Origin of the sequence: Lawsonibacter faecis, assembly GCF_014287675.1 — a bacterium.
Taxonomy (GTDB): Bacteria; Bacillota; Clostridia; order Oscillospirales; family Oscillospiraceae; genus Pseudoflavonifractor; species Pseudoflavonifractor faecis.
In genome coordinates, this window is sequence record NZ_JACOPQ010000009.1 from 92,691 (window position 1) to 113,558 (window position 20,868).

The window sequence follows — 20,868 nt, forward strand, 5'->3', positions numbered from 1 at the left end:
TCTACTTAAGCATAAGGAATCGCCCGCTGCCGTAGTGACGGCAGCGGGCGATTCCTTTTACGCGATTACTTCGTTATTGTCATCCTTAATCAAGCGCCTGCGGCGATTCACCGAAAATCTGCTGATAACCGGTGACCTGCTCTCCGTCCACGGAGAAAAGCAGGTCGCTCACCTCCAGGGTGCCGTCCACGGCAAAGAGAATGTCCCCGTCCTTCCGGAAGGTTGCGCCCCATTTTCCCCCATCGGTCACCAGGACCACATCGGTCTCCTCAAAGGCGCGAAACCCCATCCCCTCCTCGTCCAGCGGTCCCGGCAGCAGCAGCCTGTCTCCCAGATCCCCCACCACCACGGTCATCCCCTCAGCATGGAGGACCGATGCGGAAAACCCGGGCGTCAGCGCGGGATCGCAGCCCTGCTCCGCAGCAATGCTCCAAATCCCATCCCGCCGGGCCAGAATAAACGCCGTGGGGGCATAGTAGCCGACGATGTCGTCCGGGTTCTTTCGGGCCGCGGCCACGAAGTACGCTCCATGGCGCACCATGCGCAGCAGCGTATAGTCCGGGCGCTGCGCCAGAAGGGCCTGTTCCGCCGCCGCAATTCTGTACGCCTCGTACCAGCTCTGGCCCGTCTCGCCGGGACTGGGCAGAACGTCGGGCTGCGAGCCTAAAATTTCTTGACAAATGGCCGCCATCACAGTCCCCTTCAGCCCGGTTTGACCGCCCTTTTCAAACTCCTCCATGCAGTAATCCAGAGTCGATTGGCCGTAGCAGCGCAGCTCCCGCCGGGCCCCGTCCGGGTAGGTGTCCGGGTCGGCGGTCACGCCGGAAGATGCGCATATGGTCTCCAGCAGCCCTTCAATAATGGGTTGCACATCCACATCCCAGTAGGCGACGGCCTGGGCGTAGCACTCCTGCGTCAGCTTCTCCACATAGGTCTGAGTATCCAGACGCCCGTCCGGTATGTCGCTGGGGAACCTCTCCCGGATGGAGCTCCAGTACCCTTCGCCGTCACTGGGCTGCCAGTACTCCACGAGCCGATACTCTCCCTCGCTGTTTTTCTCAAAGGTGATCGCCACCGGCATACTGCCGCCCTGAAACGTCTCAAAGCCGTTTGGTACGTCCAGGAAGCCCAGATAATACGCCATGACATAGGCTATGGTCCGTGTTCCGCTCTCCTCGGTCTTCAGCGTCACATGGGCCTGCGTATGCAGTTCGTCATTGGCGTGCCAGCTCTGGGCCTGGAGGATGGCGTCTCCGATGCAGGCCTCCAGATCCGTGCGGTCCACGGCCGCCGAGTTTCCCTGCGCCGTGGGCGCGGCGGCAAAATTGGTCCGGTCCATTGCCCCGGCGTCCCGCAGCATCACGTCGTACTCCGCCGCCACGTCCTCCCGGGTGGCGTCATAGTTCATGTCGGAGACAAAAACGGCGTAGACGGTGTAGTCCCCGGTCTTGCCGAAGATGATCATCCCGCCGCCGTTGAAGTGCGATTCAATCTCCTCGTAGCTCCCATCCCCCCAGCTGGCCCGGAACGCGGCGGTCTCCTCCGTATAGAGGGTGAAGATATTTCCGCTGTTGGCCCCGCGGCTCTTCTGGCGGAACACCGTCCCGCTGCCGCTGCTGTCCGGCTGCGTCACATACTTCCCCTGCCAGCTCTCCGGCAGCCGCAACGTAAAGCCGTACTCCGTGTCGGTGTAGAGCGTCGTGGCCGCCCGGACAACGGCCAGCAGATCCACGCTGATGCTCCGCTCCCCGCCCAGGTGCTCCGCTCCCGGGTCGGGAAGGGCGGCGTCCAGGGTCAGTTCCGTGAGATTTTTAACCTGCCCCTCAGTAAGATTGATTATAGCGGTATCCCCCGGCTCCCAGGTCTCGCCTTCAAAGTAGTGCAGGCTCATGCCATCGCCGCCGTCCCCCATGAACTGCCGGCCCGCAACATGAATATTCCAGTCGGATGCGGGGGCGTACCCCGCAGGAAGGACGAAGGTCAGGTTGCCCGTCTCCGGGTCGAAGGCTGCGCTGTCCTCCAGCTCCACCAGGGCGTCGAAGGGGGACAGCGGCGCGGCCGCCTCACCCCCGCTCTCGCAGGCCACCAGTGACCCCAGGGCCAGCGCCAGGACCAGCGCCGAGCAAACCAGGACCGCACCGGTGCGTTTTTTCTGGAAGAGGTTTGATAGCCGCTCCCTGAGCTGCTTTTTTCCGCTGCCGAAGCGGGTGGAGAAGGCGGGGGACGCGCCGCCCGCGGCGGTCCGGAGCAGGATCTCCCCATAGGCCCTGCGCTCGTCTGCCGGTGCGCCCCGGAGGGCGGCCTCATCACAGCAAAGCTCCAGGTTCCGGCCCGCCTCCCGGGCCATCCACCATACCAGGGGGTTGAACCAGTGGACGGCGTTTGCCAGGAGCATCAGCCCCTTGTAGGCCACGTCCAGCCGTTTGAGGTGGCACAGCTCATGCCGCAGTACCAGCGCAGGGACCTCCTCCCCCGCCGGTAGGAGCACCACGGGCCGGAAGAGTCCCAGCATCACCGGGGATGTCACCCTTTCCGTGACGTGCAGGTCCACCATCCTGCGGATGCCCAGCTCCCCGCGCAGACTGTCCAGCGCTCCCCTTGCCTCCGCTTTCGCCGGGGCGGAGGCACGCAGCAGTGCCCGGCGGGCCAGGGCGTAGCTGATGAGCTGATACCCCAGAAATACCGCCATGCCCGCCAGCCAGACCATGCACAGAAGCTCCGTCAGACTGACGGTGGGCGCAGGTGTCTGGGGAACATTCGGCGTTATGGCCGGAGCGCCCCCGACGGACGCAGCGGGAGGCGCCCCCGGCGCCCCTCCCTGCCCGGCGGGGGCGGCCGGAGCGGCCGGGGCCGCCGGCAGCTCGAAGGTATAGCCGGGCGCCTCCACCGTGACGACCGGGGCGGGGAGCTGGAATTGGAACGGCAGAATGAGCCGCACCGCCATCAGCAGCCACAGCACATACATGGTGCGGGCGGCATACCGGTGGCGGATGCGCCGCCCCAGTACCAGCAGCGGCAGCAGTACGGCGCCGCAGGCCGCCGAGAGGGTGAGCATTCGCAGAAACAGCGCCTCCATCACATGCCCTCCTGTTCCAGTTCGTCCAGGAACGCCCGCAGCTCCTCCACGTCCTCCCGCCCCAGGTTTCCCCCGTCGTAGAGGGCGGCGGTGAAGCGCTTGAGGGAGCCGGCATAGAGCTTCCCCAGAATGGACTTTCCCTCCGTCTCCTGGTACTCCTCACAGGAGACCAGGGGTGTGTAGAGGTTGGTCTTCCCCTCCTTCCGGCAGGCGAGGAAGCCCTTCTCCTCCAGCCGCTTGAAATAGCTGTGCAGGGCGCTGGCCGTGAGGGGCCGCTCCAGCCGCTCCAGAATCCGGGGCGCGGTGACCTCTCCCCGCTCCCCCCATACCGCCAGCATAATGTCCAGCTCCGACTCCGGCAGACGTCTGTACTCTCTCATCGCCGTTCACTCCTTTTCTGCAAATGCAGAACTTCTTCCATCCCTATTCTACAATTGCAGAAGTCATCTGTCAACTAATTGTTTGCATTTGCAGAAGTTTAAATAAAATGAACCGGGTTGGTTTTCCACAGACAGGAGTTAAATGTTATGGACGGTCAGGTTCCCGGCGGCCGCGCCCCACCCTTCGGCGGAGCTGTCGGCGGTAATCCGCTGCTCAAACAACTCTTATTTGTACGAAACCCACCCGGCCTTATCCGCTTTCTTCTTACTCCACCGGCGGCACGTTGTCCTTCCGCTCCTCCTCCACGCCGATCTCCCCCTTCACCGCCGAGGCGAAGGTGATGGCCCCGCCGCCAAACTTGTCCCGGATGCGGTCCACCGTATGCTCCAGTTTTTCCAGCTTGTCCCGCCTGGGGGCGGCATTTGCGGCGAAGAGGTCCAACTGCTCGGCGGCCTCGTCCTCGTCCACCAGGTTTTGAGCGGTGACGGTGAGGGCGCGGATGGGGGACTCCAGCCTCCAGGACGACAAGATCAGCTCCATGACCGCCTCCGAGAGGTCCCGCGAGACGTAGGTCGGCGCGGAGAGCCGCTTCTGGCGGCAGATATCCTTGAAGCCGGGGTCCCGGATGGTCACCTGGACGGTGGTGCACTTGAGATTGTGCCGCCGCAGGCGGGCCGCCACCTCGTCGGCCAGGACGGCCACGCCGGTGCGCACGTCCTCCAGCCCCAGCAGATTGCGCTTGAAGGTGATGCCGTTGCCCACGCTCTTGGGCGGCGCATAGGTTCCCGCCGGACTGACCGCCTCGTGCTCCGCGCCGGCGGCGTAATCGTGGAGAGTGGCCCCCTGCTTGCCCAGAATACCCGTCAGCGCCTCCCGGTCAAAGCGGGCCAGATCCCCGATGGTGTGCACGCCGTACCCGGCCAGAATCTTCGCCGCCGCGCCGCCCACAAAGAGCAGATCTGTCACCGGCAGGGGCCAGAGGAGCTGCCGGTAATTCTCCCGGGTAATCACAGTGGTGGCGTCGGGCTTTTTGTAGTCGCTCCCCATCTTGGCGAAAACCTTATTGAAGGACACCCCCACCGACACGGTGAGACCGCCGGTCTCACCCTTCACCGTCTCCCGCACCAGGTTGGCCACCTTCTCTCCGTCCCCGCCCCACAGGTGCATGGAGCCTGTCACGTCCAGCCAGCTCTCGTCGATGGAGAAGGGCTCCACCAGGTCCGTGAAATGCTCGTAGATCTCGTTGACCCTCGCGGACCAGTACTGGTAGCGGTCCCGGTGGGCCCCCAGGAGCACCAGCCCCGGGCACTTGCGCTGGGCCTGCCAGATTGGTTCGGCCGTTTTGACCCCCTTGGCCTTGGCCGCCTCGTTCTTGGCCAGGATAATTCCATGCCGGCTCTCCGGATCTCCGCAGACCGCAACGGGCCTGCCGCTCTCCCGGAGCTCCGGCAGCGAGAGGAGCTCCACCGAGCAGTAAAAGCTGTTCAAATCGCAGTGCAGTATGGTCCTGTCCATGTTGGAGCGCCTCCTTTCCCTGCCCATATTATAGGTCATTCCATTCGCGAAGTCAAACATCCGTTCCAGAGTTCCCCTATTAAAAGACAGGGGAACTTCAGGCTGATTACAGCGTTTTAAAAGTGCAGTAGCCCGTGGAAAAGCCCTCCGCAGAAAAAGCCTTGCAGAGTTCCCTCGTCCGCAGTCGGCGGAATCAAATGTATCTTCGTCATTTCTGGGGACATAGGCCTCAGAAATGAGCAGCCCGTGGAAAAGCCCTAAAGGGCTTTTCCACGGGCTGCCTGGCCGCATGATTCAGATAACGCCCGCCAGCACCAGCCCAAGCAGGACGGCGGTGGCGAGGGCAATGACCGCGATGATGGTCACACTGAGCCTGCCCTTCCTGTGCGCGCCCGCGGAGCGGTCCTCCTCCGGCACCAGCCTGGCTTTTCGCAGGGCCATGACCACCGGCTTGTAGAGCAGCATGGTCAGCGCGCCGTTCATCAGCGCCTTGATGAGGTTGAAGGGCAGGAACGCGGGAATCAGCATCTCCGCAACCTTTTCCCGGGGCAGGTTCAGGTACAGCGGAGTAATAAGGTAGTTCCACAGCAGCATGACGCCGGTCATGAGCAGCCCGCCCAGAACCAGCCCGAAGACGGCGGAGCTTACCTGGTGGCGGCGCTTGTAGAGAAAGGCGGCGGGGCAGACGAAGGAGATGGTGGCCAGGACATTCATGAGCAGACCCACGGGGCCGGTGCCGCTGACGGTGACCATCTCGATGAGGGAGACCACCAGGGAGATGGCGAGGGCATTGAGGGGCCCGAAGATAAAGCCGCCGATGGCGATGACCACGTCCTTCAGGTCGAAGGTGAGGAAGCCCGCCACCGCCAGGGGCGCGAAGATGGTCTTGGAGAGGAACATGACCACGTAGGCGATGGCACAGAGCATTCCCGTGCAGGCGATGGTGCGGACGTTGATCCGGCTGGCTTGGGCGCTGCGGGTGTCGGAGAGAACGGGCATAAAAAACACTCCCTATGGCATAGTAACACCTGAAAAGCCAATGCCTTTCAGGTGTTAAAAGCATACAAAGGAGGTGTTTTAACACATCTTCTTCCATCCAGACTTCGCACCCGGCTTACGGATACGTCACTGTCGGTCCCGGAGTTGCACCGGGTCTGCGCTCTCACGGAGAACGCTCGCGGACTTTACCGCCGATCGGGATTTTCACCCTGCCCTGAAGACATTCCTTGTTCAGTTGTCCTGAGCATATTATACTCAATGGCCGGAAAAATGCAACCCCCTATATGAAAAAAGCCGTTTTCGCACAAACGTTCGATGTTGTCATTGACTTGCGCGGCTGGATATAATACAATGCAGAAATAAGATATCATGTGCGGAGGATTGGAATGGACAGAGAACAGACCTGCTGTTTTACCGGCCACAGGCCGGAAAAGCTGCCCTGGCGTTATGACGAGTCGGACCCGCGCTGCGTGGAGCTGAAGGGCCGTCTGGCCGCCGCCCTTGGGGATGCTTACGGCAAGGGCAAGCGGCATTTTATCTGCGGCATGGCCCAGGGCGCGGACTTCTACTTCTGCGAGGCCGCCCTCGCCCTGCGGGAGAACCGCCCCGGGGTGACGGTGGAGGCCGCCCTCCCCTGCGAGGAACAGGCCGCCCGCTGGCGGGAGCGGGACCGGGACCGATACTTTGGCCTCATCCGCCGCTGCGACTTCGAGACCATGGTTCAGCACCACTATGACCGGGGCTGTATGCTCCGCCGGGACCGCTACATGGTGGACCGCTCCTCCATGCTCATCGCCGTCTACGGCGGAATGCTGGGCGGCACCATGTATACCCTCTCCTACGCCATGAAGCACGGCCTGGACATCGTGACCCTGGACGTGCAGTCCTGAGCACCGTCCGCCTTCCCCGCCGTCCCTCGCAGTACCAATCAATCGCGGAGCCGGCAGTATGCGTATCCGCGGCAGGCAGACACACAGTCCTTCTCGGGGTGCGGCAGTCCTCCTCCCCGCCCTGACGCAGGAGGCCCTTTCATTTCTCTCATATCTCCCGCTCCGCCCCCGTACACTCTGTGTACGGGGGTTTTTTCCGTAAGCCTCCAGACAGCCCCCTCCGCGCGCGGAGGGGGGCGCAGGGGGAACCGGCGCCCCCGGAAGGCGCGGCGGTCATATCTGCAGTTCCCGCAGGAAACGTCCGCCGCGCTTAAGCCTTGTTTCAAAAATGTCAACACGCCCAATCGTCGGGCATATTGCCAGTTATCAAACAAGGCCCAATGGGGGTGTAATGCTATGCCGATCTCCTTCACCACGTTCGTGTCCCATCTCGCCCAGGACCCTGTTCTCGCCGTCACCACGGCGCTGGTCCTGGCCGTCATCCTGGTCAACGGCTGGACCGACGCCCCCAACGCCATCGCCACCGCCGTGGTCACGGACGCCCTCCCCTTCCGCCCGGCGGTGGTGCTGGCCGCAATCTGCAATCTCCTGGGCGTGGTCTGCATGACGGCGGTCAACTCCTCGGTGGCCGAGACCATCTACGACATCGCCGATTTCTCCGGCGACCCCTCCTCCGCCCTCACCGCCCTCTGCGCCGCCCTGGTGTCCATCGTGGCCTGGGCGGTCCTGGCCTGGCGGTTCGGCATCCCCACCAGCGAGAGCCACGCCCTTGTGGCGGGAGTCACCGGCGCGGCAATCGCCCTGCGGGGCGGGCTCTCCAACGTCCGCGCCGCCGCCTGGGGCAAGGTCCTGCTGGGCCTCGTTCTGTCGGTAGCGCTGGGCTTCCTCCTGGGCAGGCTCGCCGTGCGCCTTCTCCCCCGCCGGGGCAGTTCCCGCGCTTTCCGCAAATGTCAGATCGGCGGCGCGGCGGCCATGGCCTTTCTCCACGGCGCCCAGGACGGGCAGAAATTCATGGGGGTCTTCCTCCTGGGCACCGCTCTGGCCGCGGGCCGGCGGGACACCGAGACCTTTCTCATCCCCCTCTGGCTCATGGTCCTCTGCGCCCTGGTGATGGCCCTGGGCACCGCCATGGGAGGCCGCCGCATCATCGACACCGTGGGCCGGGACATGGTCTCCCTCACCCCCCGGCTGGGCTTCGCCGCCGATCTGGGGGGCGGGGTCTGCCTGCTTCTCTGCACAGCGCTGGGCCTGCCCGTCTCCACCACCCACGCCAAGACCGCCGCCATCCTGGGTGTGGGCGGCAGGGCGGACCGGGGGGTGGTCCGCTCCATCCTCCTCACCTGGATATTTACCTTTCCCGGCTGCGGCCTCATCGGCTTTTTCACCGCAAAGTGTTTTCTCTCCCTTTTCTCTTGAAAGCCCCCGCCGTTCAGGGTATGATGTAGAAAAAGGGGGAATACCGTATGAGATTCCGTACGCTGGGAAAATCCGGCCTCACCGTCAGCGAGGTGGGTCTGGGCTGTGAGCATCTCCAGGGCCAGGACGCCGAAGCGGTCTGCGCCGTGGTGGACGAAGCCCTGCGCCAGGACATCAACATCCTGGACGTTTTCATGTCCGAGCCACAGGTCCGCACCGACCTGGGCGCTGCCCTGAAGGGCCGCAGGGAGCGGGCGGTCCTCCAGGGCCACATCGGCTCCGCCTGGCTGGACGGCCAGTACTGCCGCACCCGCAGGCTGGACGAGGCCAAGCACGCCTTTGAGGATTTTCTCAAGCGCCTGGACACAGACTATGTGGACATCGGTATGCTCCACTTTGTGGACACCCAGGGCGACTACGACGCGCTGATGGAAAGCGGCCTGGTGGAGTACGCCCAGTCCCTCAAGGACCAGGGGGTCGTCAAGGCCGTGGGCCTCAGCTCCCACGAGCCCCTCGCCGCCCGCCGGGCGGTGGAGGCCGGCTTTGTGGATGTGCTCATGTTCAGCATCAACCCTGCCTTCGATCTGGTGCCCGAGGGGGTCAGCATCGAGGGCCTGCTCTCCCCCGAGACCTTCCGTGGCGGCGGCCTCTCCAGCGCCGACCCCGCCCGGGAGCAGCTCTACCGCACCTGCGAGTCTCTCGGCGTGGGCATCACCGTCATGAAGGCCCTGGGGGCGGGCACGCTCCTCTCGGCGGAGGCCTCCCCCTTCGGCGCGGCCCTCACCCCCGCACAGTGTATGCACTACGCCCTCACCCGTCCTGCGGTCTCCTCGGTCCTCATCGGCTGCCGCACGCCGGAGGAGGTCCGCGCCGCCGCGGCCTATGAGACCGCCACCGACGCCCAGCGGGACTACTCCGAGGTTCTGGCCGGGGCGGGCCTCTACGCCGGGGCCCAGGGCCGCTGTATGTACTGCAACCACTGCCATCCCTGCCCCGCCCGCATCGACGTGGCCGCCGTGAACCGCTGCCTGGACCTGGCCCTGGCGGGCGGCGGCGAGGTCCCTCCCACCGTCCGCGCCCACTACGACGCCCTGGACGCCCACGGCTCCGACTGCGTTGCCTGCGGTCAGTGCGAGGAGCGCTGTCCCTTCCACGTAAGCGTGTCCGCTCGCATGGCCCGCGCCGCCGCGCTCTTTGGCAAATAATTCCCGCCCTGCACGCCGCGGGGTCGGCTCAACGCCCGCTCTGCGCCTTTCCCCTTCCTTCCCCTCCGCTCCTCCCGCCACAGAGGAAGGCCGTCCCCGCAGGCAGCGGGGACGGCCTTCTTTTCTTTTTCTCAATCGTCCATCGGCTCTGAGTCCCAGTCCAAAATCTCTCCGCTCACCGCGTCGATCTCAAACTCGTATTCCCAACCGTTCAGCCAGGCCTTGCCCTCATAGACCGCCCTGCCGTCGTCCTTGTCCAGCTTGATTTTCCCCACCTGCGCGCCAGGGAGCTGCGCCAGGACAATGTCCTCCGCCCCCTTCTTCCCGACGTACTCTGAGGGGCTGGGGTCCTTGGGGCCGCCGCCCTGTTTCTCCTGGTGCTCCCGCCAGTCGTCCTCGTCCATCCGCTCCGACTCCCACTTGATAAACTCCCCGGTGGCGGCGTCGATTTTAAACTCGTATTCGGTGCGCTCCAGCACGGCCTCGCCCTTGTAAATCCGCCTGCCGTCGTTCCGCTCGAATTTGAACTCCGTAAACTCTGCGCCGGGAATTTCCGCCAGTACCAGGGCCCTGGCCGCCTCCTCGGTGATGTATTGACGCTCGGAGGGACTGGGCATGGGCGTCTCCGTGGGCGTCGAAGGACTTGGCAGGGGCTGCGGCGCGACGCTGGGCGGCGTACTTGGCGCGGGACCGGCCGTCTCGCCCGGCACGGGTTTCGGGGACGGCGAGGGGCTGACAGGCGGCGGCGCATCGTCGTCCAGCTCCCAGTCCCATTTCAGCACGGCCCCGGTCACTGCGTCGATCTCCAGCTCATACTCGTATCCGTCCAGCAGGAGCTCCGCCTCGTACACCATGCCGTCGTCATAGTCAAATTCCACCTTCTTGAGGGTGGCGCCCGGGAGCTGCGCCCGGGCGATCTCCCCGGCCCGCTCCAGGCCGATATAGGCCTTGTCGCTGGCCTTGCCCGTCACCGCCATGTCGGTCACGTCGGCCCGCTTGGACTCTGCCAGCAGGTTGAGGTCGGTGATGGACAGCCCGGCCAGGGTCTCAAATTTCAGTGTGGGGTCCACTGCCATAATCCGCTGGATCAGCGCCGCCTTGCCCTCGGAGATATTATTCTCTGCCGCCAGGGTCTCAAGCTCCTGGTCCTTGGTGGTGATGGTCTGCCCCACCACCGCCGCGTCCACCGCGTTTCCGGCCAGCAGGCCCTCCACGTCGGCCATCAGGCTGTCCTGGAGCGCCCGGGCCTTCCCCTCGTCGGAGTTCTCCACCGTGATCAGGACGCTGTTGCGCAGCTCGTCGATATACCCGTGCTGGACCATGGAGCCGATGAGGGCGTTGACGGCCACATTGAGCCCGGACCCCCGCAGGTCCATATCGTCGATAATCTCCGCTCCGTCGGCGTTGAGGGCCTCGGCCTCCAGCACCTTCTCGTTCCGGCTCACCGTAAGCTGGACGCTGGGGTTTACGTCGATGGCCACCAGGGAGTCGGGCGCGTTGGCGTACCGCCAGCCAAAAATGCCGCCGCCTCCCAGCACCAGAACCAGCGCGGCGGCGGTAGCCGCCGCGAGCGTCCGCCAGGACCGCCGCTTCCTTCCCTGGGCCTCGCCGATGTCGGTCACATTGTCTCCGCCGCCCTCCGGGGCACGGCGGCCCTCCCTGACTCTCAGGAGGTCGTCCAGGCGGTCGGGGGCGGCGTCAGCCATGGCCCGCGCCAGCCGGGCTTCCAATTCGCGGTCCGTCATGCCTGTTCCACCTCCTCCAGATAATGTTTCAGCTTCATAAGCGCCCTGCGGTACTTGGAGAGCACCGTGGCAAGGGGCAGCCCCAGCAGCGCCGCAATCTCCCGGTGCTTGAGCCCGCTCAGCGCGTGTAGGGTCACCACCTGCCGCTCCTCATCGCCCAGCAGCTCCATGGCGGCCTCCAGCACCAGAGCGTCCTCCTGCGCCTGAGTGGGGTCCTCTGCGGACCAGAGGTGCCAGTCCTCCTGCTCCAGAGGCACGTCCCGCCGGGAGCGCAGCCGCTCCAGCGCCAGGTTCCGGGCAATGGTCAGCAGCCAGGCCATGGGCTTGCCCCGGGGCTGGTAGCTCCCCGCCGCCCGGTCCACCTTCAGGTAGGTGTCCTGCATTACGTCCTCCGCGTCCTGCTGGTTTTTAACGATGGACAGCGCGAAGCCGTAGATTGATTTGTGGGTACGGATATAGAGTTCGGAAAACGCCCGGGTGTCGCCTTTGGCGACGTCCAGGATAAGGCTGTCCTCCAGGGCGGGGGCCGCCCCCGGGAAGACCTGCTGTTCGATTGCGGCCAGTCCAAACAGTAGCATGGCGCGGTCCCCTCTCACTACAATAACGGCGGCCCGGACGCGTTTATTGCGCCGCCGCCGAAATTTTCTGCTGTTGAAAAGATTCTATCATAGGCCCTGTCCCGTGACAATATGCTTTAGAAGTCATGGAATACGCTTATGGGGGAATGCAAAATGTCCGGTTCAATCGTCACCCTGGTTTTAAAGGCCGTCACGCTCGCGATGGGCGTGGCGGTGGTGGTCCTGTCGGTTTTAAACAGGCTGGACCCGAATACGGGCCTGAGCCTGCTGGGAATCGGTCTGACAAGCGGCGGCATCGCACTGCTGCGCCGACAGGGCGGGTAGGTGTGGGGGAGCGCCGGCTTTGATAAAAAACTCCGCAGAGAAAGCCACACAGAGTTCCGCTGTCCGCAGACGGCGGAACCAAATGAATATCCGTCATGCAGCTTGCCAAAGAAGCCCCGGGGGGCTTCTTTGGCAAGCTGAACTGTAAGGCGCGCCGGCTAATACCGGCGCGCCTTACAGCGTTATGTCCACGGCATAGTCCCCGTCAATCAGGATGTAATCGCACCCATGGGCGCGGCACTGTGCCAGATTCGCCGTATTATCCGCAATCAGCCCCTCTTTTGTACAGCCGGAGTCGTCCAGGCGGTGTTCCACATCGTCCGCGTGGGCCTTTATCTCACCAAAGTGCGACTCTATGTAGCGTTCCGTCATAATGAGGCAGACGTACCTGATATGCGCCAAATACTGCGCCTCAAAGCTGCTTCTCCAGTCAAATGGAATGTAGCAGCCCTCGACCATCAGATTTTGGCCGTTTTCCACCGCTGTTTTCACCATTTCACGCAGAATGGGCCAGAGCTCGGCCGTCAGCGCCCCGTCGTCCTCGGCCGTCAGCGCCGTCTTGCCGCTGCGGATGAGCCCCATCTTCAGGTGGTCAATGGACAGATAGGGGCAGCGGTATCGTTCCAGCAGCCGCTGGGCCAGCAGGGTCTTTCCCGTGTGAGATGCGCCGGCGATCAGCAAAACCATGCCCTTCTCCTCCCGATCAAAGTACCCGGACCGGCATCAGATCCGGTCCGGGTACTCGTGTTCAGCCGCCGCAGTGCCCGCCGCAGGTATGGCCGTGACTGCCGCAGTCGCCGTGGTGCTCATGGCCGTGGTGGTCGCAGTTGGCCTCGCTGCTGTAGGCCAGCCGCCCCTCCAGCAGGGCCCGGACCGCCGCGTCCGCGTCGCCGGACACCCCCGCATAGAGCTCCACTCCGGCCTCGGCCAGAGCATTGCGGGCCCCGCCGCCGATACCGCCGCAGATGAGGGCCTTGGCCCCCACGCCGTTCAAAAAGCCCGCCAGGGCCCCGTGGCCGCTGCCGTTGGTGTCCACCACCCCGGCGCTCAGAATTTTGCCGTCCTCCACCTCGTACACCTTGAAGTGCTCGGTGTGTCCGAAGTGCTGAAAAATCTGTCCGTCCTCATAGGTCACTGCAATTTTCATGTCAATTCTCCTCCGTCGTCTGAATTTTGCGGCGGCAGCCCCGTTTCTGGCAGCAGCCCCGCCCCTGTCCGCCCTCGCACAGGCGGTAGTTTCCCCCCTGGATCACCAGGGATTTCCCATGCACCAGCGCCTGGGCCAGCTTCCGGCGGGCGCTGTCGTAAATGCCCGTCACTGTGGTGCGGGCAATTTCCATCTGCGCCGCGCAGGCCTCCTGGGTCAAGCCCTCCAGGTCCACCAGGCGGATGACCTCATACTCGTCCACCGTCAGAATCACCCGCTCCGCTGTTCCGGCCTGACCGGCGGGCGTAAAGCCAGCGCACCGGGGCAGCTGGCAGACCCGTCTGCACTTTTGTGGTCTCGGCATGGCCCCACCTCTGTTTCCGACATATGTCATTTATAATTGTAGATCCTTTTCTGACATATGTCAATATATAAAACCCTCCGCAGAGAATGCCTCGCAGAGTTCCGCCGTCCGCAGACGACGGAATCAGGTTAGAATCCGCGATTTTTGGGGACTTGCGCCTGAGAAATGACACTTCTCATGACGGATGGGGCGGCTTTTTCCAAAGAAATCGAGCCTCAGCCGTCATGCAGCCTTCTGTTAAAGAAGCCCCGGGGCTTCTTTAACAGACTGAAAAAACGGGGCGCGAAGGCGCCCCGTTTTTTCAGTTCTGCCAGATTACCAGCAGCGTCCCCCGCCGCACGGACACCCGGGCCGGCACGCCGGTGAACTCATTGCTCACGCCCAGGGCGAAGGTATTCTCCAGCGCCGCGTTTCTGAGCGGGTACTTCAGCCCCTCCAAATCCACCCCCAGGGCCTCATCGCTGTGGGCAAAGACCGATATCATTCCCCTATGCTCCGCGCCGAAGTCCAGCATACCGTCCATAATCGCGGTTGCGGTCCACCCCGCCCCGTAGAGCCAGCCCCGCTCTCCCCGCCGGGCCAGCCAGGCCAGGATCTGGAGGTTGGCCAGGGTGTGGTCGAAGCGGCCGCCGGTGCCGCCGTAGATGCGGAAATTCCGGTATCCCCGCTCCCGCCCCAGGCGGAGGGCGGCCATGGTGTCGGTCTCATCCTTCTCCTTGGGCAGGCGCACCGCGTCGGGCCGGGAACTGGGCGGCTCCATGGAGTCGAAATCTCCCACCACCAGGTCGGGCCGCAGGCCCAATGCCTCCAGCCAGGCGAAGCCGCCGTCGGCGGCGACGAGCAGGTCGCCCGGTCCGGTCCGGGGCAGCGCCGCCGTCCGCTCCCCCGCGCCCACAATGCAGCAATATCTCTCTTCCATCCGCGCCCCGCCGTTTCTCTCATTTGATGGCGCTTATTGTATCATAACGGCCTCGTTTCGGCAAGCCGGGCCGGAGCGCTGCGTACCATCCATGCTCAAAGCAGCATCCGCAGGCTGAAGCTGCCGCTATCGGCGCTGTACTGAAGCGCCGCGTCGTGGGCGGCGGCGAAAGCGGCGATGCTTTTGGTGCCGTAGCCGTGGCCCTCCCGGCGGGAGATTGGGCGTCCTGTCGCCGGGTCCAGCTCCACGGGACCGCGGCAGGTATTGGTAATGGATAGAAAAAACTGCCCTGGCGTGCTCCGCCCGATGAGTTCTATCCGCCGCGCCTCCCGCGGCAGCTCCTGGCAGGCGTGCATGGCGTTTTCCAGCGCGTTGGACAATACCACCGCCAGGCCGGAGCAGTCCAGCGGGAAATGGGGCGGCAGCTGGAATTGAATCGACAGGGACACCCCAGCCTCTCCCGCCCACTCCCAGTAGTAGTCCAGCACCGCGTTGAGCAGGGGATCGGCGGTAAAGCGCCGGGTCTCCGGCCGCCGGGCCGTCAGGCGATCGTTCATCCCCTCCACCAGGCCAAGCGCCTCGTCCGGCCGCCCCGCCTCCAGAAGCCTGGACAGCCGGGCAAGAAACCGGAGCATATCCTCCCGCTCGTCCCGGTCCCGGGCCGACTCCCGCCGGCGGGCCTCATTCTGACGGCGGGCCGCCGCCATCCGGGTGGCCAGCAGGGCGTTGTCCCGGCGGCTGCGGTGCTGGGCGGTCATGATGCTGAAAAACGAGGTGATTCCGGTATAGGTCCACATCACCAGCAGTCCCAGCAGGACCAGCAGAGGGATGAGATACCGGTACGCCCCGCGGTCATACTGATGGGGGAGCATGGTGGCGAAGCAGGTGCAGAAGGCCGCCGGCAGGAGGCTCAGCCAGTACCACGATCCCGCCTGGGTCTGGAGCACATCGAAAAAACGGGGCCGGAACAGGAAATAGAACAGCAGCAGGACCCCGCCGTTGAGCAGCAGCTTTAATGCCACCCGCTCCGGGCTGTAGGGCAGTCCAAAAAAGGAGAGCAGCATGGTGCAGACGTTGGACAGGCACGCCCCGGTGGCGAGGATGAACAGCACCCGCCCGTGCCGCCAGGGGCTGGCCAGCAGCAGCGCCAGCGGGCAGAAGACCACGCTGACGAAATTGGCCGCATACTTGGCCGCCATCGTGTCCTCCATCAGAAGGAGGCAGAGGCACTGGAGCGCCATGGCCGCTGTCAGCAGCGCCGCCAGCAGGATTCTGCGCCGCCGGGGCGGATAGCGCCACCGGTCGGTCAGCACCAGGATGTAGAGAAAGCTGATGGGTGTGGTGGTCAGGGAGCTGACGGCGCTCCAGAAGCTCTCCGCCGCCATTATCGCCCCGCCCCCTCTCCCTCAGGAGCAGCCGTCTCCCTCGACGAAAGGCGGCTCAGCCCCTCCGTCTCCGCAAGGTTCTCCGCCACCCGCCCCGCCGCATCCAGGTCGCCCTGCTCCAGGCAGGCCGCCAGCATGTGGAGGTGGTGGCGCAGGTCGTGGCGGAGGATGCGCTCCCGCTCCTCTTCCGCCTGCCGCTCGCCCAGCTCCCGCTCCAGCGTCTCCAGCTGCGTCTGGAGCAGCTGGCGGTCCAGCTCGGTCTGCTGCTGGGCGTTGAGAAGCTGGAAGAAGCGGAAAAAGGTCCCGTAGACGACGACGGCCAGCAGGGAAAACGCCCCGGCGATGAGCCGGGTCTCCGGCTGGGCATAACGAATGAGATAGCCGGGCTGAATCAGGAGGACCGCGAAGACGCCGCCCAGCGTGACGGGGAACAGGCTGAGAAACGCCCACCCCCTCCCGACCGACCGGAACACCTCCAGAAAGCCCTTTCGGAAGAACACGGCGCTCACGCCCAGAACCAGGCCGTCCATAACCAGCCGGACATAAAACCTGTGGATTCCCAGCGGATAGGCGAAGATACCGCAGTCCGCCGTCATCATGAACATAAGCATACCCGCCGTACAGAGCACAAAGAGAAACCGGGCGTCCCGCACCCTGCTGCACAGGAGGAGGGCCGCCACGTTGCACAGCATAATGAAGCCGATCCGCGCCGCCACGGGGACGGCCGTGAAGCCCGCGATAATCTGGGCGCTGAGTCCGGAGGCGGCCGCCAGCGCCGCCAGACTCCATCGGGGTATGCGCCATTGGTCGTTGAGCAGGTAGGCATAGCAGAAAAAGAGCGGCGAGATCACCGCCGAGGAGAGCAGATCCAAAACGGCGTCAAGCATAGGCTCCCCCCCGGCGGGACAGGAACGCAATGTACGCGGCCCGAACGGCGGCCAGCCGTGAGCGGGCGACCGGGACCCGCACGCCGCCGGAGAGGTCGACGCTCTGGCTGGACAGGCGGAAAATCTCGTTCATATTGACGGCAAAGGACTGGTGGGGCTGGAGAAAGCAGCCGCTCTCCAGCAGCGCTCCCACGACCCGTGCGAAGGGCTCCCGGACGGTGCGGCTTTTAATGACGCGCCCGTCCTTCATGTGGTAGCTGACAGTGTGATTCCGGCTCTCCGCGTAGACTATGGCGCTCAGCGGCACCACCACGGCGCTCCCCTGGGCGCTGAAGATCGTCACCGGCCTGTCCGGCGGCCCGGCCAGCTCTGACCGCGCGGTATCCAGCGCCTTAAAAAGCGACTTCCGCTCCAGCGGCTTGAGCAGGTAGTTCTGCGCCCGGACGGAGAAGGCGTCCAGCGTATAGTCGGCGCTGGTGGTGAGAAAAATGACATAGGGACGGGGGCCCATGGCGCCCAGCCGCTCCGCCAGTTCGATTCCGGACAGGCCCGGCATGATGATATCCAGCAGATACAGGTCGAACCGGCCCTGACCGCCCACCGCCTCCAGCAGCTCCCACCCGCCGGAAAAGGCCGCCGTCTCCACCGGCAGGTCCGGATGCTCCGCCGCATACTCCGCCACCAGCGACCGCAGCCCCTCAAGCGTCTCCCTATGATCGTCGCACAGCGCGATGCGCAAGGAAATCACCTCTCCCGTTTATTCTCCACTATTATACCAGAAAACGGGCGGACGGCAAAAAAACTCAGGTGTACTATGGGCGGTAAAACGTGTATTTTCTCAAAACAGGAAATATATGCCGTTAATGCAAATTATTCTGCATATCTGCGCGAAAAAAGAGTTCCCCTGCACGAATCCCGCTGCACGGCATCGTGGAAAAAAGAAGTAAAATAGTACTGTATTCAGTTACCGCAATACCACGCTGCAAGGGAGAAAAGCCGATGATTCATATCATTCTCTGTTCAGATCAGGTTGACCCGATACCGGTTCTCAAGCGGTACCGGGACCGGTTTTCAGACGGGGAGATTTGTGTTTCCGCCTGCAAAACGGAGCAGGAGCTGTCCGAGGTCCTGGGCAGGGCGGGCAGACAGCGCGCGGCGGAGCAGGAGTCCTTTTTTACCGTCACGACCCGGATGGGGCGCAGCAGCATCCCCATCTCCGACATTGTGTACTGCCGCTCGGGCCAGCACAGCTTCCAGATTTATCTGGCCGACGGTACCGTGGTCTCCAGCCGCACCACCCGCTGCTCCTTCCCCACATCCGTGGCGCCGCTGCTGGAGACCGGGTTTTTCCTCCACTGCGAACGCTCTGTCGTCGTCAATCTGCGCTTTGTCAAGATGATTCAGGCCAACGGCATTCTCCTCTACGACGGGACCCTGCTGCCCTATCCCCAGACCCGCAGAAAGCGCTGCCCGGTCCCGTCGGGCTTTGCCGTCGGAGGGGCGGGAGAGACGCTTTGACGCAGTGTCCGCTGCCGGGGTTCCCGGCCATATCATTCAGAGGGGGACGGCGATTTAAATCGCCGTCCCCCTCTGACATCATCCCAGCTCCCGCACTCCGCGGAGCTCTGTCCCCTATAAACGGCGTTTTCATTACAATTTTCATATTCATACACATACATGAAAAGGGACGGCGGCATGGTTAATGCCGCCGTCCCTTTTCGTGCCGTATCGGCTCCCCTGCCGCGCAGTGCATCCGCTCAAAGCGCCGCTTCCCGCCGTCCTTCCTTCCCAACGCCGCCGCCCGCTCGCCCTCCGCGTTCCAATACCGGGAAATCCCGCCCCGTTCCAGAAACCGGTCTATCCGGCCCATCAGCGGGAATCCGGCCGCCGCCACAAGCAAAAAACCGCCCAGCAGAACAGCCGCTTCCATACACTCACTTCCTTTCTACCATTTTACCGCGCCTGGCGTATAGTTGGGGTTCATGTTCCGCCCGGCGCATTAAGAGCGCGTTAAGCCGCCCCGGCCTTTATCAAACCTTAACGCCCCCGCCCCTTTCTCAAATGGCACCCTTATTTTTTTTGCGCTAGGATTGGGCACACGGGAAAGGAGGTCTCGCCATGCAATTCGTTTTGGCCGGCATCGGCATCGCGACAATCGCCGTTTTAATCTATCTGGGCTGGACGCTCATGAAGGAGGAGTAAGAAACGTGAACGCTTATTTGCAGTATGGTCTCTATCTTGTGATTCTCGTGGCCCTGGCCATCCCCCTGGGCAGATACATCAGCAGGGCGATGGGCGGGGAAACGGTATTTCTCTCCCCGCTGCTGCGACCCCTCGAGCGGTGCTTCTACAGGGCTCTGCACATCTCGCCGGAAGAGGACATGGGCTGGAAGAAATACGCGGCCTGCGCGCTGCTCTTCAATCTCTTCGGCTTTGTGGTGCTCTTCCTCATCCTGATGCTCCAGGGCGTGCTGCCGTGGAACCCCCAGGGCTTCGGCGGCCTGAGCTGGCACCTGGCCTTCAACACCGCGGTCAGCTTCGTCACCAACACCAACTGGCAGACCTACTCCGGAGAGGTCGCCCTGTCCAACCTCTCCCAGGCCATGGGTCTTACAGTTCAGAATTTCGTCTCCGCCGCCTGCGGCATCGCGGTGCTCTTCGCCGTGATACGGGGCCTCATGCGGGTGAAGTCCAAGGGCATCGGCAGCTTCTGGACCGACTTGGTCCGCGCCGTCGTCTACGTGATGCTCCCCCTGTGCCTTGTGGTCTCCATCGCCCTGGTGGGCCTGGGCGTACCCCAGAGCCTGGGCGGCAGCAGGACTGTAGACCTGCTGGAGCCCTTCGCGGTGGATGCAGGCGGCAGCCGGATTGTCGGCGCGGAGATTGACCTGGAGCACAACACAGTTACGCTGGACGGCGCGGTGGTGGCCGACGCCCAGATTATCACCAAGCAGGCCCTCCCACTCTATCCCCAGGCCAGCCAGGTGGCCCCCAAGCAGGCGGGCACCAACGGCGGCGGCATACTGGGCACCAACTCCGCCCACCCCTTTGAAAACCCCAGCCCTCTCACCAACCTCATTGAGATGATTTTGCTGCTGCTCATCCCCGTGGCGCTCTGCTTCTCCTTCGGCTTCAGCATCAAGGATAAGCGCCAGGGCATTGCCGTCTTCCTGGCCATGTTCATACTGCTGGTGGGCTTCCTGGGCGTGGCGGCCTCCCAGGAGCACGCGGCCACCCCTCAGCTCGCCCAGAACGGCGCGGTGGACGTCATCGCGGGCGACGGGATGCCCGGCGGCAATATGGAGGGCAAGGAGACCCGTTTCGGCATCGCCACCTCCTCCACCTGGGCGGCCTTTACCACAGCGGCCTCCAACGGGTCGGTCAACTCCATGCACGACAGCTATACCCCTCTGGGCGGCATGGTCCCCATGCTCCTGATGATGCTGGGCGAGGTAGTCTTCGGCGGCGTGGGCTGCGGGCTGTACGGCATGATAGGCTTCATATTGCTGACGGTCTTCATCGCCGGGCTGATGGTGGGCCGCACGCCGGAGTACCTGGGCAAGAAGATTGAACCCCGGGAGATGCGCATGGCGGTCCTGCTCTGCCTCGCCACACCCATCGCCATCCTCGTCGGCAGCGGCGCAGCGGCCCTGCTCCCCTCCACGGCGGACGCGCTGAACAACGCCGGGGCCCACGGTCTTTCGGAGATCCTCTACAACTACGCCTCGGCCGGCGGCAACAACGGCTCGGCCTTTGCCGGCATGGGCTGCGACACGCCCTTCCTCAATACAAGCCTGGGCCTGGCGATGCTCTTCGTCCGGTTCGTCCCCATGGTGGCCGCCCTGGTCATCGGCGGGAGCATGGCCGCGAAGAAGAGGGTTGCCGCAGGCGCGGGCACCCTCTCCACGTGCAACGCCATGTTCGTATTTCTGCTCATCCTCATCGTGCTCATCGTCGGCGCGCTGAGCTTTTTCCCCGCGCTCTCCCTGGGCCCCATCGCAGAGTTCACCCAGATGGCTGGGTTAGGTTAAGGCAGG

20 protein-coding genes and 1 riboswitch are annotated in these 20,868 nt (G+C 64.0%); of the genes, 6 read left to right on the plus strand and 14 right to left on the minus strand.

The window, feature by feature from the left end; genetic code table 11:
• Positions 1-85: 85 nt before the first annotated feature.
• The 4 genes from H8S62_RS12165 to H8S62_RS12180 all read right to left on the minus strand — a co-directional run bounded on the left by H8S62_RS12165 (position 86) and on the right by H8S62_RS12180 (position 5,971).
• Positions 86-3,076: a M56 family metallopeptidase gene (locus H8S62_RS12165; RefSeq protein WP_186919560.1), complete on the minus strand. Its 2,991-nt coding sequence runs from the start codon at positions 3,074-3,076 to the stop codon at positions 86-88.
• Positions 3,076-3,456 carry a BlaI/MecI/CopY family transcriptional regulator gene (locus H8S62_RS12170; RefSeq protein WP_155148644.1) on the minus strand — a complete coding sequence of 127 codons (381 nt, stop codon included), beginning with the start codon at positions 3,454-3,456 and terminating at the stop codon, positions 3,076-3,078. The genes H8S62_RS12165 and H8S62_RS12170 overlap by 1 nt, the downstream gene beginning before the upstream one ends.
• Before the next feature lie 265 nt (positions 3,457-3,721).
• Positions 3,722-4,972: a DNA polymerase Y family protein gene (locus H8S62_RS12175; RefSeq protein WP_155148642.1), complete on the minus strand. Its 1,251-nt coding sequence runs from the start codon at positions 4,970-4,972 to the stop codon at positions 3,722-3,724.
• Between the two features lie 294 nt (positions 4,973-5,266).
• Positions 5,267-5,971: an ECF transporter S component gene (locus H8S62_RS12180; RefSeq protein ID WP_155148640.1), complete on the minus strand. Its 705-nt coding sequence runs from the start codon at positions 5,969-5,971 to the stop codon at positions 5,267-5,269.
• 81 nt (positions 5,972-6,052) lie between these two features.
• A riboswitch (FMN riboswitch) is annotated at positions 6,053-6,197 on the minus strand.
• A gap of 160 nt (positions 6,198-6,357) precedes the next feature.
• Here H8S62_RS12180 and H8S62_RS12185 point away from each other — a divergent pair.
• From H8S62_RS12185 to H8S62_RS12195, 3 genes are all read left to right on the plus strand, one after another.
• Positions 6,358-6,861 (plus strand): SLOG family protein, encoded by a 504-nt coding sequence (locus H8S62_RS12185; RefSeq protein ID WP_155148639.1) that lies wholly within the window; start codon positions 6,358-6,360, stop codon positions 6,859-6,861.
• Between the two features lie 396 nt (positions 6,862-7,257).
• Positions 7,258-8,277 carry an inorganic phosphate transporter gene (locus tag H8S62_RS12190; RefSeq protein ID WP_186919562.1) on the plus strand — a complete coding sequence of 340 codons (1,020 nt, stop codon included), beginning with the start codon at positions 7,258-7,260 and terminating at the stop codon, positions 8,275-8,277.
• A gap of 47 nt (positions 8,278-8,324) precedes the next feature.
• Positions 8,325-9,482, plus strand: coding sequence for an aldo/keto reductase (locus tag H8S62_RS12195; protein ID WP_186919564.1), 1,158 nt, complete (start codon positions 8,325-8,327; stop codon positions 9,480-9,482).
• 131 nt (positions 9,483-9,613) lie between these two features.
• On the opposite strand, the gene H8S62_RS12200 is transcribed toward H8S62_RS12195, so the two are convergent.
• A complete protein-coding gene (locus H8S62_RS12200; RefSeq protein ID WP_186919566.1) occupies positions 9,614-11,227 on the minus strand; it encodes a PepSY domain-containing protein in 1,614 nt (537 codons plus the stop codon).
• A complete protein-coding gene (locus H8S62_RS12205) occupies positions 11,224-11,805 on the minus strand; it encodes an RNA polymerase sigma factor (protein ID WP_186919568.1) in 582 nt (193 codons plus the stop codon). Before H8S62_RS12205 ends, H8S62_RS12200 begins: the two co-directional genes overlap by 4 nt.
• Positions 11,806-11,958: 153 nt before the next feature.
• On the opposite strand from H8S62_RS12205, the gene H8S62_RS12210 reads away from it, so the two are divergent.
• A complete protein-coding gene (locus H8S62_RS12210; RefSeq protein WP_155148630.1) occupies positions 11,959-12,129 on the plus strand; it encodes a hypothetical protein in 171 nt (56 codons plus the stop codon).
• Positions 12,130-12,303: 174 nt separating this feature from the next.
• Here H8S62_RS12210 and H8S62_RS12215 read toward each other — a convergent pair whose 3' ends face one another.
• From H8S62_RS12215 to H8S62_RS12245, 7 genes are all read right to left on the minus strand, one after another.
• The gene (locus H8S62_RS12215; protein ID WP_186919569.1) at positions 12,304-12,816 is read right to left on the minus strand and encodes a P-loop nucleotide/nucleoside kinase family protein; all 513 of its coding nucleotides are present in this window, start codon (positions 12,814-12,816) and stop codon (positions 12,304-12,306) included.
• A gap of 61 nt (positions 12,817-12,877) precedes the next feature.
• Entirely contained in the window at positions 12,878-13,276 is a 399-nt protein-coding gene (locus tag H8S62_RS12220) for a NifB/NifX family molybdenum-iron cluster-binding protein (protein ID WP_155148626.1), read from the minus strand.
• Position 13,277: 1 nt separating this feature from the next.
• Positions 13,278-13,640: a DUF134 domain-containing protein gene (locus H8S62_RS12225; RefSeq protein ID WP_155148624.1), complete on the minus strand. Its 363-nt coding sequence runs from the start codon at positions 13,638-13,640 to the stop codon at positions 13,278-13,280.
• A 301-nt stretch (positions 13,641-13,941) separates the two neighbouring features.
• Entirely contained in the window at positions 13,942-14,559 is a 618-nt protein-coding gene (locus tag H8S62_RS12230) for a thiamine diphosphokinase (protein WP_186919571.1), read from the minus strand.
• 95 nt (positions 14,560-14,654) lie between these two features.
• Complete coding sequence (locus H8S62_RS12235; protein ID WP_186919573.1) at positions 14,655-15,944, minus strand: ATP-binding protein; 1,290 nt, start codon at positions 15,942-15,944, stop codon at positions 14,655-14,657.
• Positions 15,944-16,831 (minus strand): hypothetical protein, encoded by an 888-nt coding sequence (locus H8S62_RS12240; RefSeq protein ID WP_186919574.1) that lies wholly within the window; start codon positions 16,829-16,831, stop codon positions 15,944-15,946. Before H8S62_RS12240 ends, H8S62_RS12235 begins: the two co-directional genes overlap by 1 nt.
• Positions 16,824-17,570, minus strand: coding sequence for a LytR/AlgR family response regulator transcription factor (locus tag H8S62_RS12245; RefSeq protein WP_155148616.1), 747 nt, complete (start codon positions 17,568-17,570; stop codon positions 16,824-16,826). Before H8S62_RS12245 ends, H8S62_RS12240 begins: the two co-directional genes overlap by 8 nt.
• 260 nt (positions 17,571-17,830) lie before the next feature.
• Between H8S62_RS12245 and H8S62_RS12250 the strand changes: the two genes are divergently transcribed.
• Positions 17,831-18,349 carry a LytTR family transcriptional regulator gene (locus H8S62_RS12250; RefSeq protein WP_186919576.1) on the plus strand — a complete coding sequence of 173 codons (519 nt, stop codon included), beginning with the start codon at positions 17,831-17,833 and terminating at the stop codon, positions 18,347-18,349.
• Between the two features lie 181 nt (positions 18,350-18,530).
• Here H8S62_RS12250 and H8S62_RS12255 read toward each other — a convergent pair whose 3' ends face one another.
• Complete coding sequence (locus H8S62_RS12255) at positions 18,531-18,761, minus strand: hypothetical protein (protein WP_186919578.1); 231 nt, start codon at positions 18,759-18,761, stop codon at positions 18,531-18,533.
• A 277-nt stretch (positions 18,762-19,038) separates the two neighbouring features.
• Here H8S62_RS12255 and kdpA point away from each other — a divergent pair, with 277 nt between their 5' ends.
• The gene (kdpA, locus tag H8S62_RS12260; RefSeq protein WP_186919580.1) at positions 19,039-20,862 is read left to right on the plus strand and encodes a potassium-transporting ATPase subunit KdpA; all 1,824 of its coding nucleotides are present in this window, start codon (positions 19,039-19,041) and stop codon (positions 20,860-20,862) included.
• Positions 20,863-20,868 lie beyond the last annotated feature (6 nt).

Bases quoted from the DNA above. Each gene is read 5' to 3' on its own strand.
- H8S62_RS12165 (WP_186919560.1), bottom strand. From the start codon at position 3,076: ATGGAGGCGCTGTTTCTGCGAATGCTCACCCTCTCGGCGGCCTGCGGC.
- H8S62_RS12170 (WP_155148644.1), bottom strand. From the start codon at position 3,456: ATGAGAGAGTACAGACGTCTGCCGGAGTCGGAGCTGGACATTATGCTG.
- H8S62_RS12175 (WP_155148642.1), bottom strand. From the start codon at position 4,972: ATGGACAGGACCATACTGCACTGCGATTTGAACAGCTTTTACTGCTCG.
- H8S62_RS12180 (WP_155148640.1), bottom strand. From the start codon at position 5,971: ATGCCCGTTCTCTCCGACACCCGCAGCGCCCAAGCCAGCCGGATCAAC.
- H8S62_RS12185 (WP_155148639.1), top strand. From the start codon at position 6,358: ATGGACAGAGAACAGACCTGCTGTTTTACCGGCCACAGGCCGGAAAAG.
- H8S62_RS12190 (WP_186919562.1), top strand. From the start codon at position 7,258: ATGCCGATCTCCTTCACCACGTTCGTGTCCCATCTCGCCCAGGACCCT.
- H8S62_RS12195 (WP_186919564.1), top strand. From the start codon at position 8,325: ATGAGATTCCGTACGCTGGGAAAATCCGGCCTCACCGTCAGCGAGGTG.
- H8S62_RS12200 (WP_186919566.1), bottom strand. From the start codon at position 11,227: ATGACGGACCGCGAATTGGAAGCCCGGCTGGCGCGGGCCATGGCTGAC.
- H8S62_RS12205 (WP_186919568.1), bottom strand. From the start codon at position 11,805: ATGCTACTGTTTGGACTGGCCGCAATCGAACAGCAGGTCTTCCCGGGG.
- H8S62_RS12210 (WP_155148630.1), top strand. From the start codon at position 11,959: ATGTCCGGTTCAATCGTCACCCTGGTTTTAAAGGCCGTCACGCTCGCG.
- H8S62_RS12215 (WP_186919569.1), bottom strand. From the start codon at position 12,816: ATGGTTTTGCTGATCGCCGGCGCATCTCACACGGGAAAGACCCTGCTG.
- H8S62_RS12220 (WP_155148626.1), bottom strand. From the start codon at position 13,276: ATGAAAATTGCAGTGACCTATGAGGACGGACAGATTTTTCAGCACTTC.
- H8S62_RS12225 (WP_155148624.1), bottom strand. From the start codon at position 13,640: ATGCCGAGACCACAAAAGTGCAGACGGGTCTGCCAGCTGCCCCGGTGC.
- H8S62_RS12230 (WP_186919571.1), bottom strand. From the start codon at position 14,559: ATGGAAGAGAGATATTGCTGCATTGTGGGCGCGGGGGAGCGGACGGCG.
- H8S62_RS12235 (WP_186919573.1), bottom strand. From the start codon at position 15,944: ATGGCGGCGGAGAGCTTCTGGAGCGCCGTCAGCTCCCTGACCACCACA.
- H8S62_RS12240 (WP_186919574.1), bottom strand. From the start codon at position 16,831: ATGCTTGACGCCGTTTTGGATCTGCTCTCCTCGGCGGTGATCTCGCCG.
- H8S62_RS12250 (WP_186919576.1), top strand. From the start codon at position 17,831: ATGATTCATATCATTCTCTGTTCAGATCAGGTTGACCCGATACCGGTT.
- H8S62_RS12255 (WP_186919578.1), bottom strand. From the start codon at position 18,761: ATGGAAGCGGCTGTTCTGCTGGGCGGTTTTTTGCTTGTGGCGGCGGCC.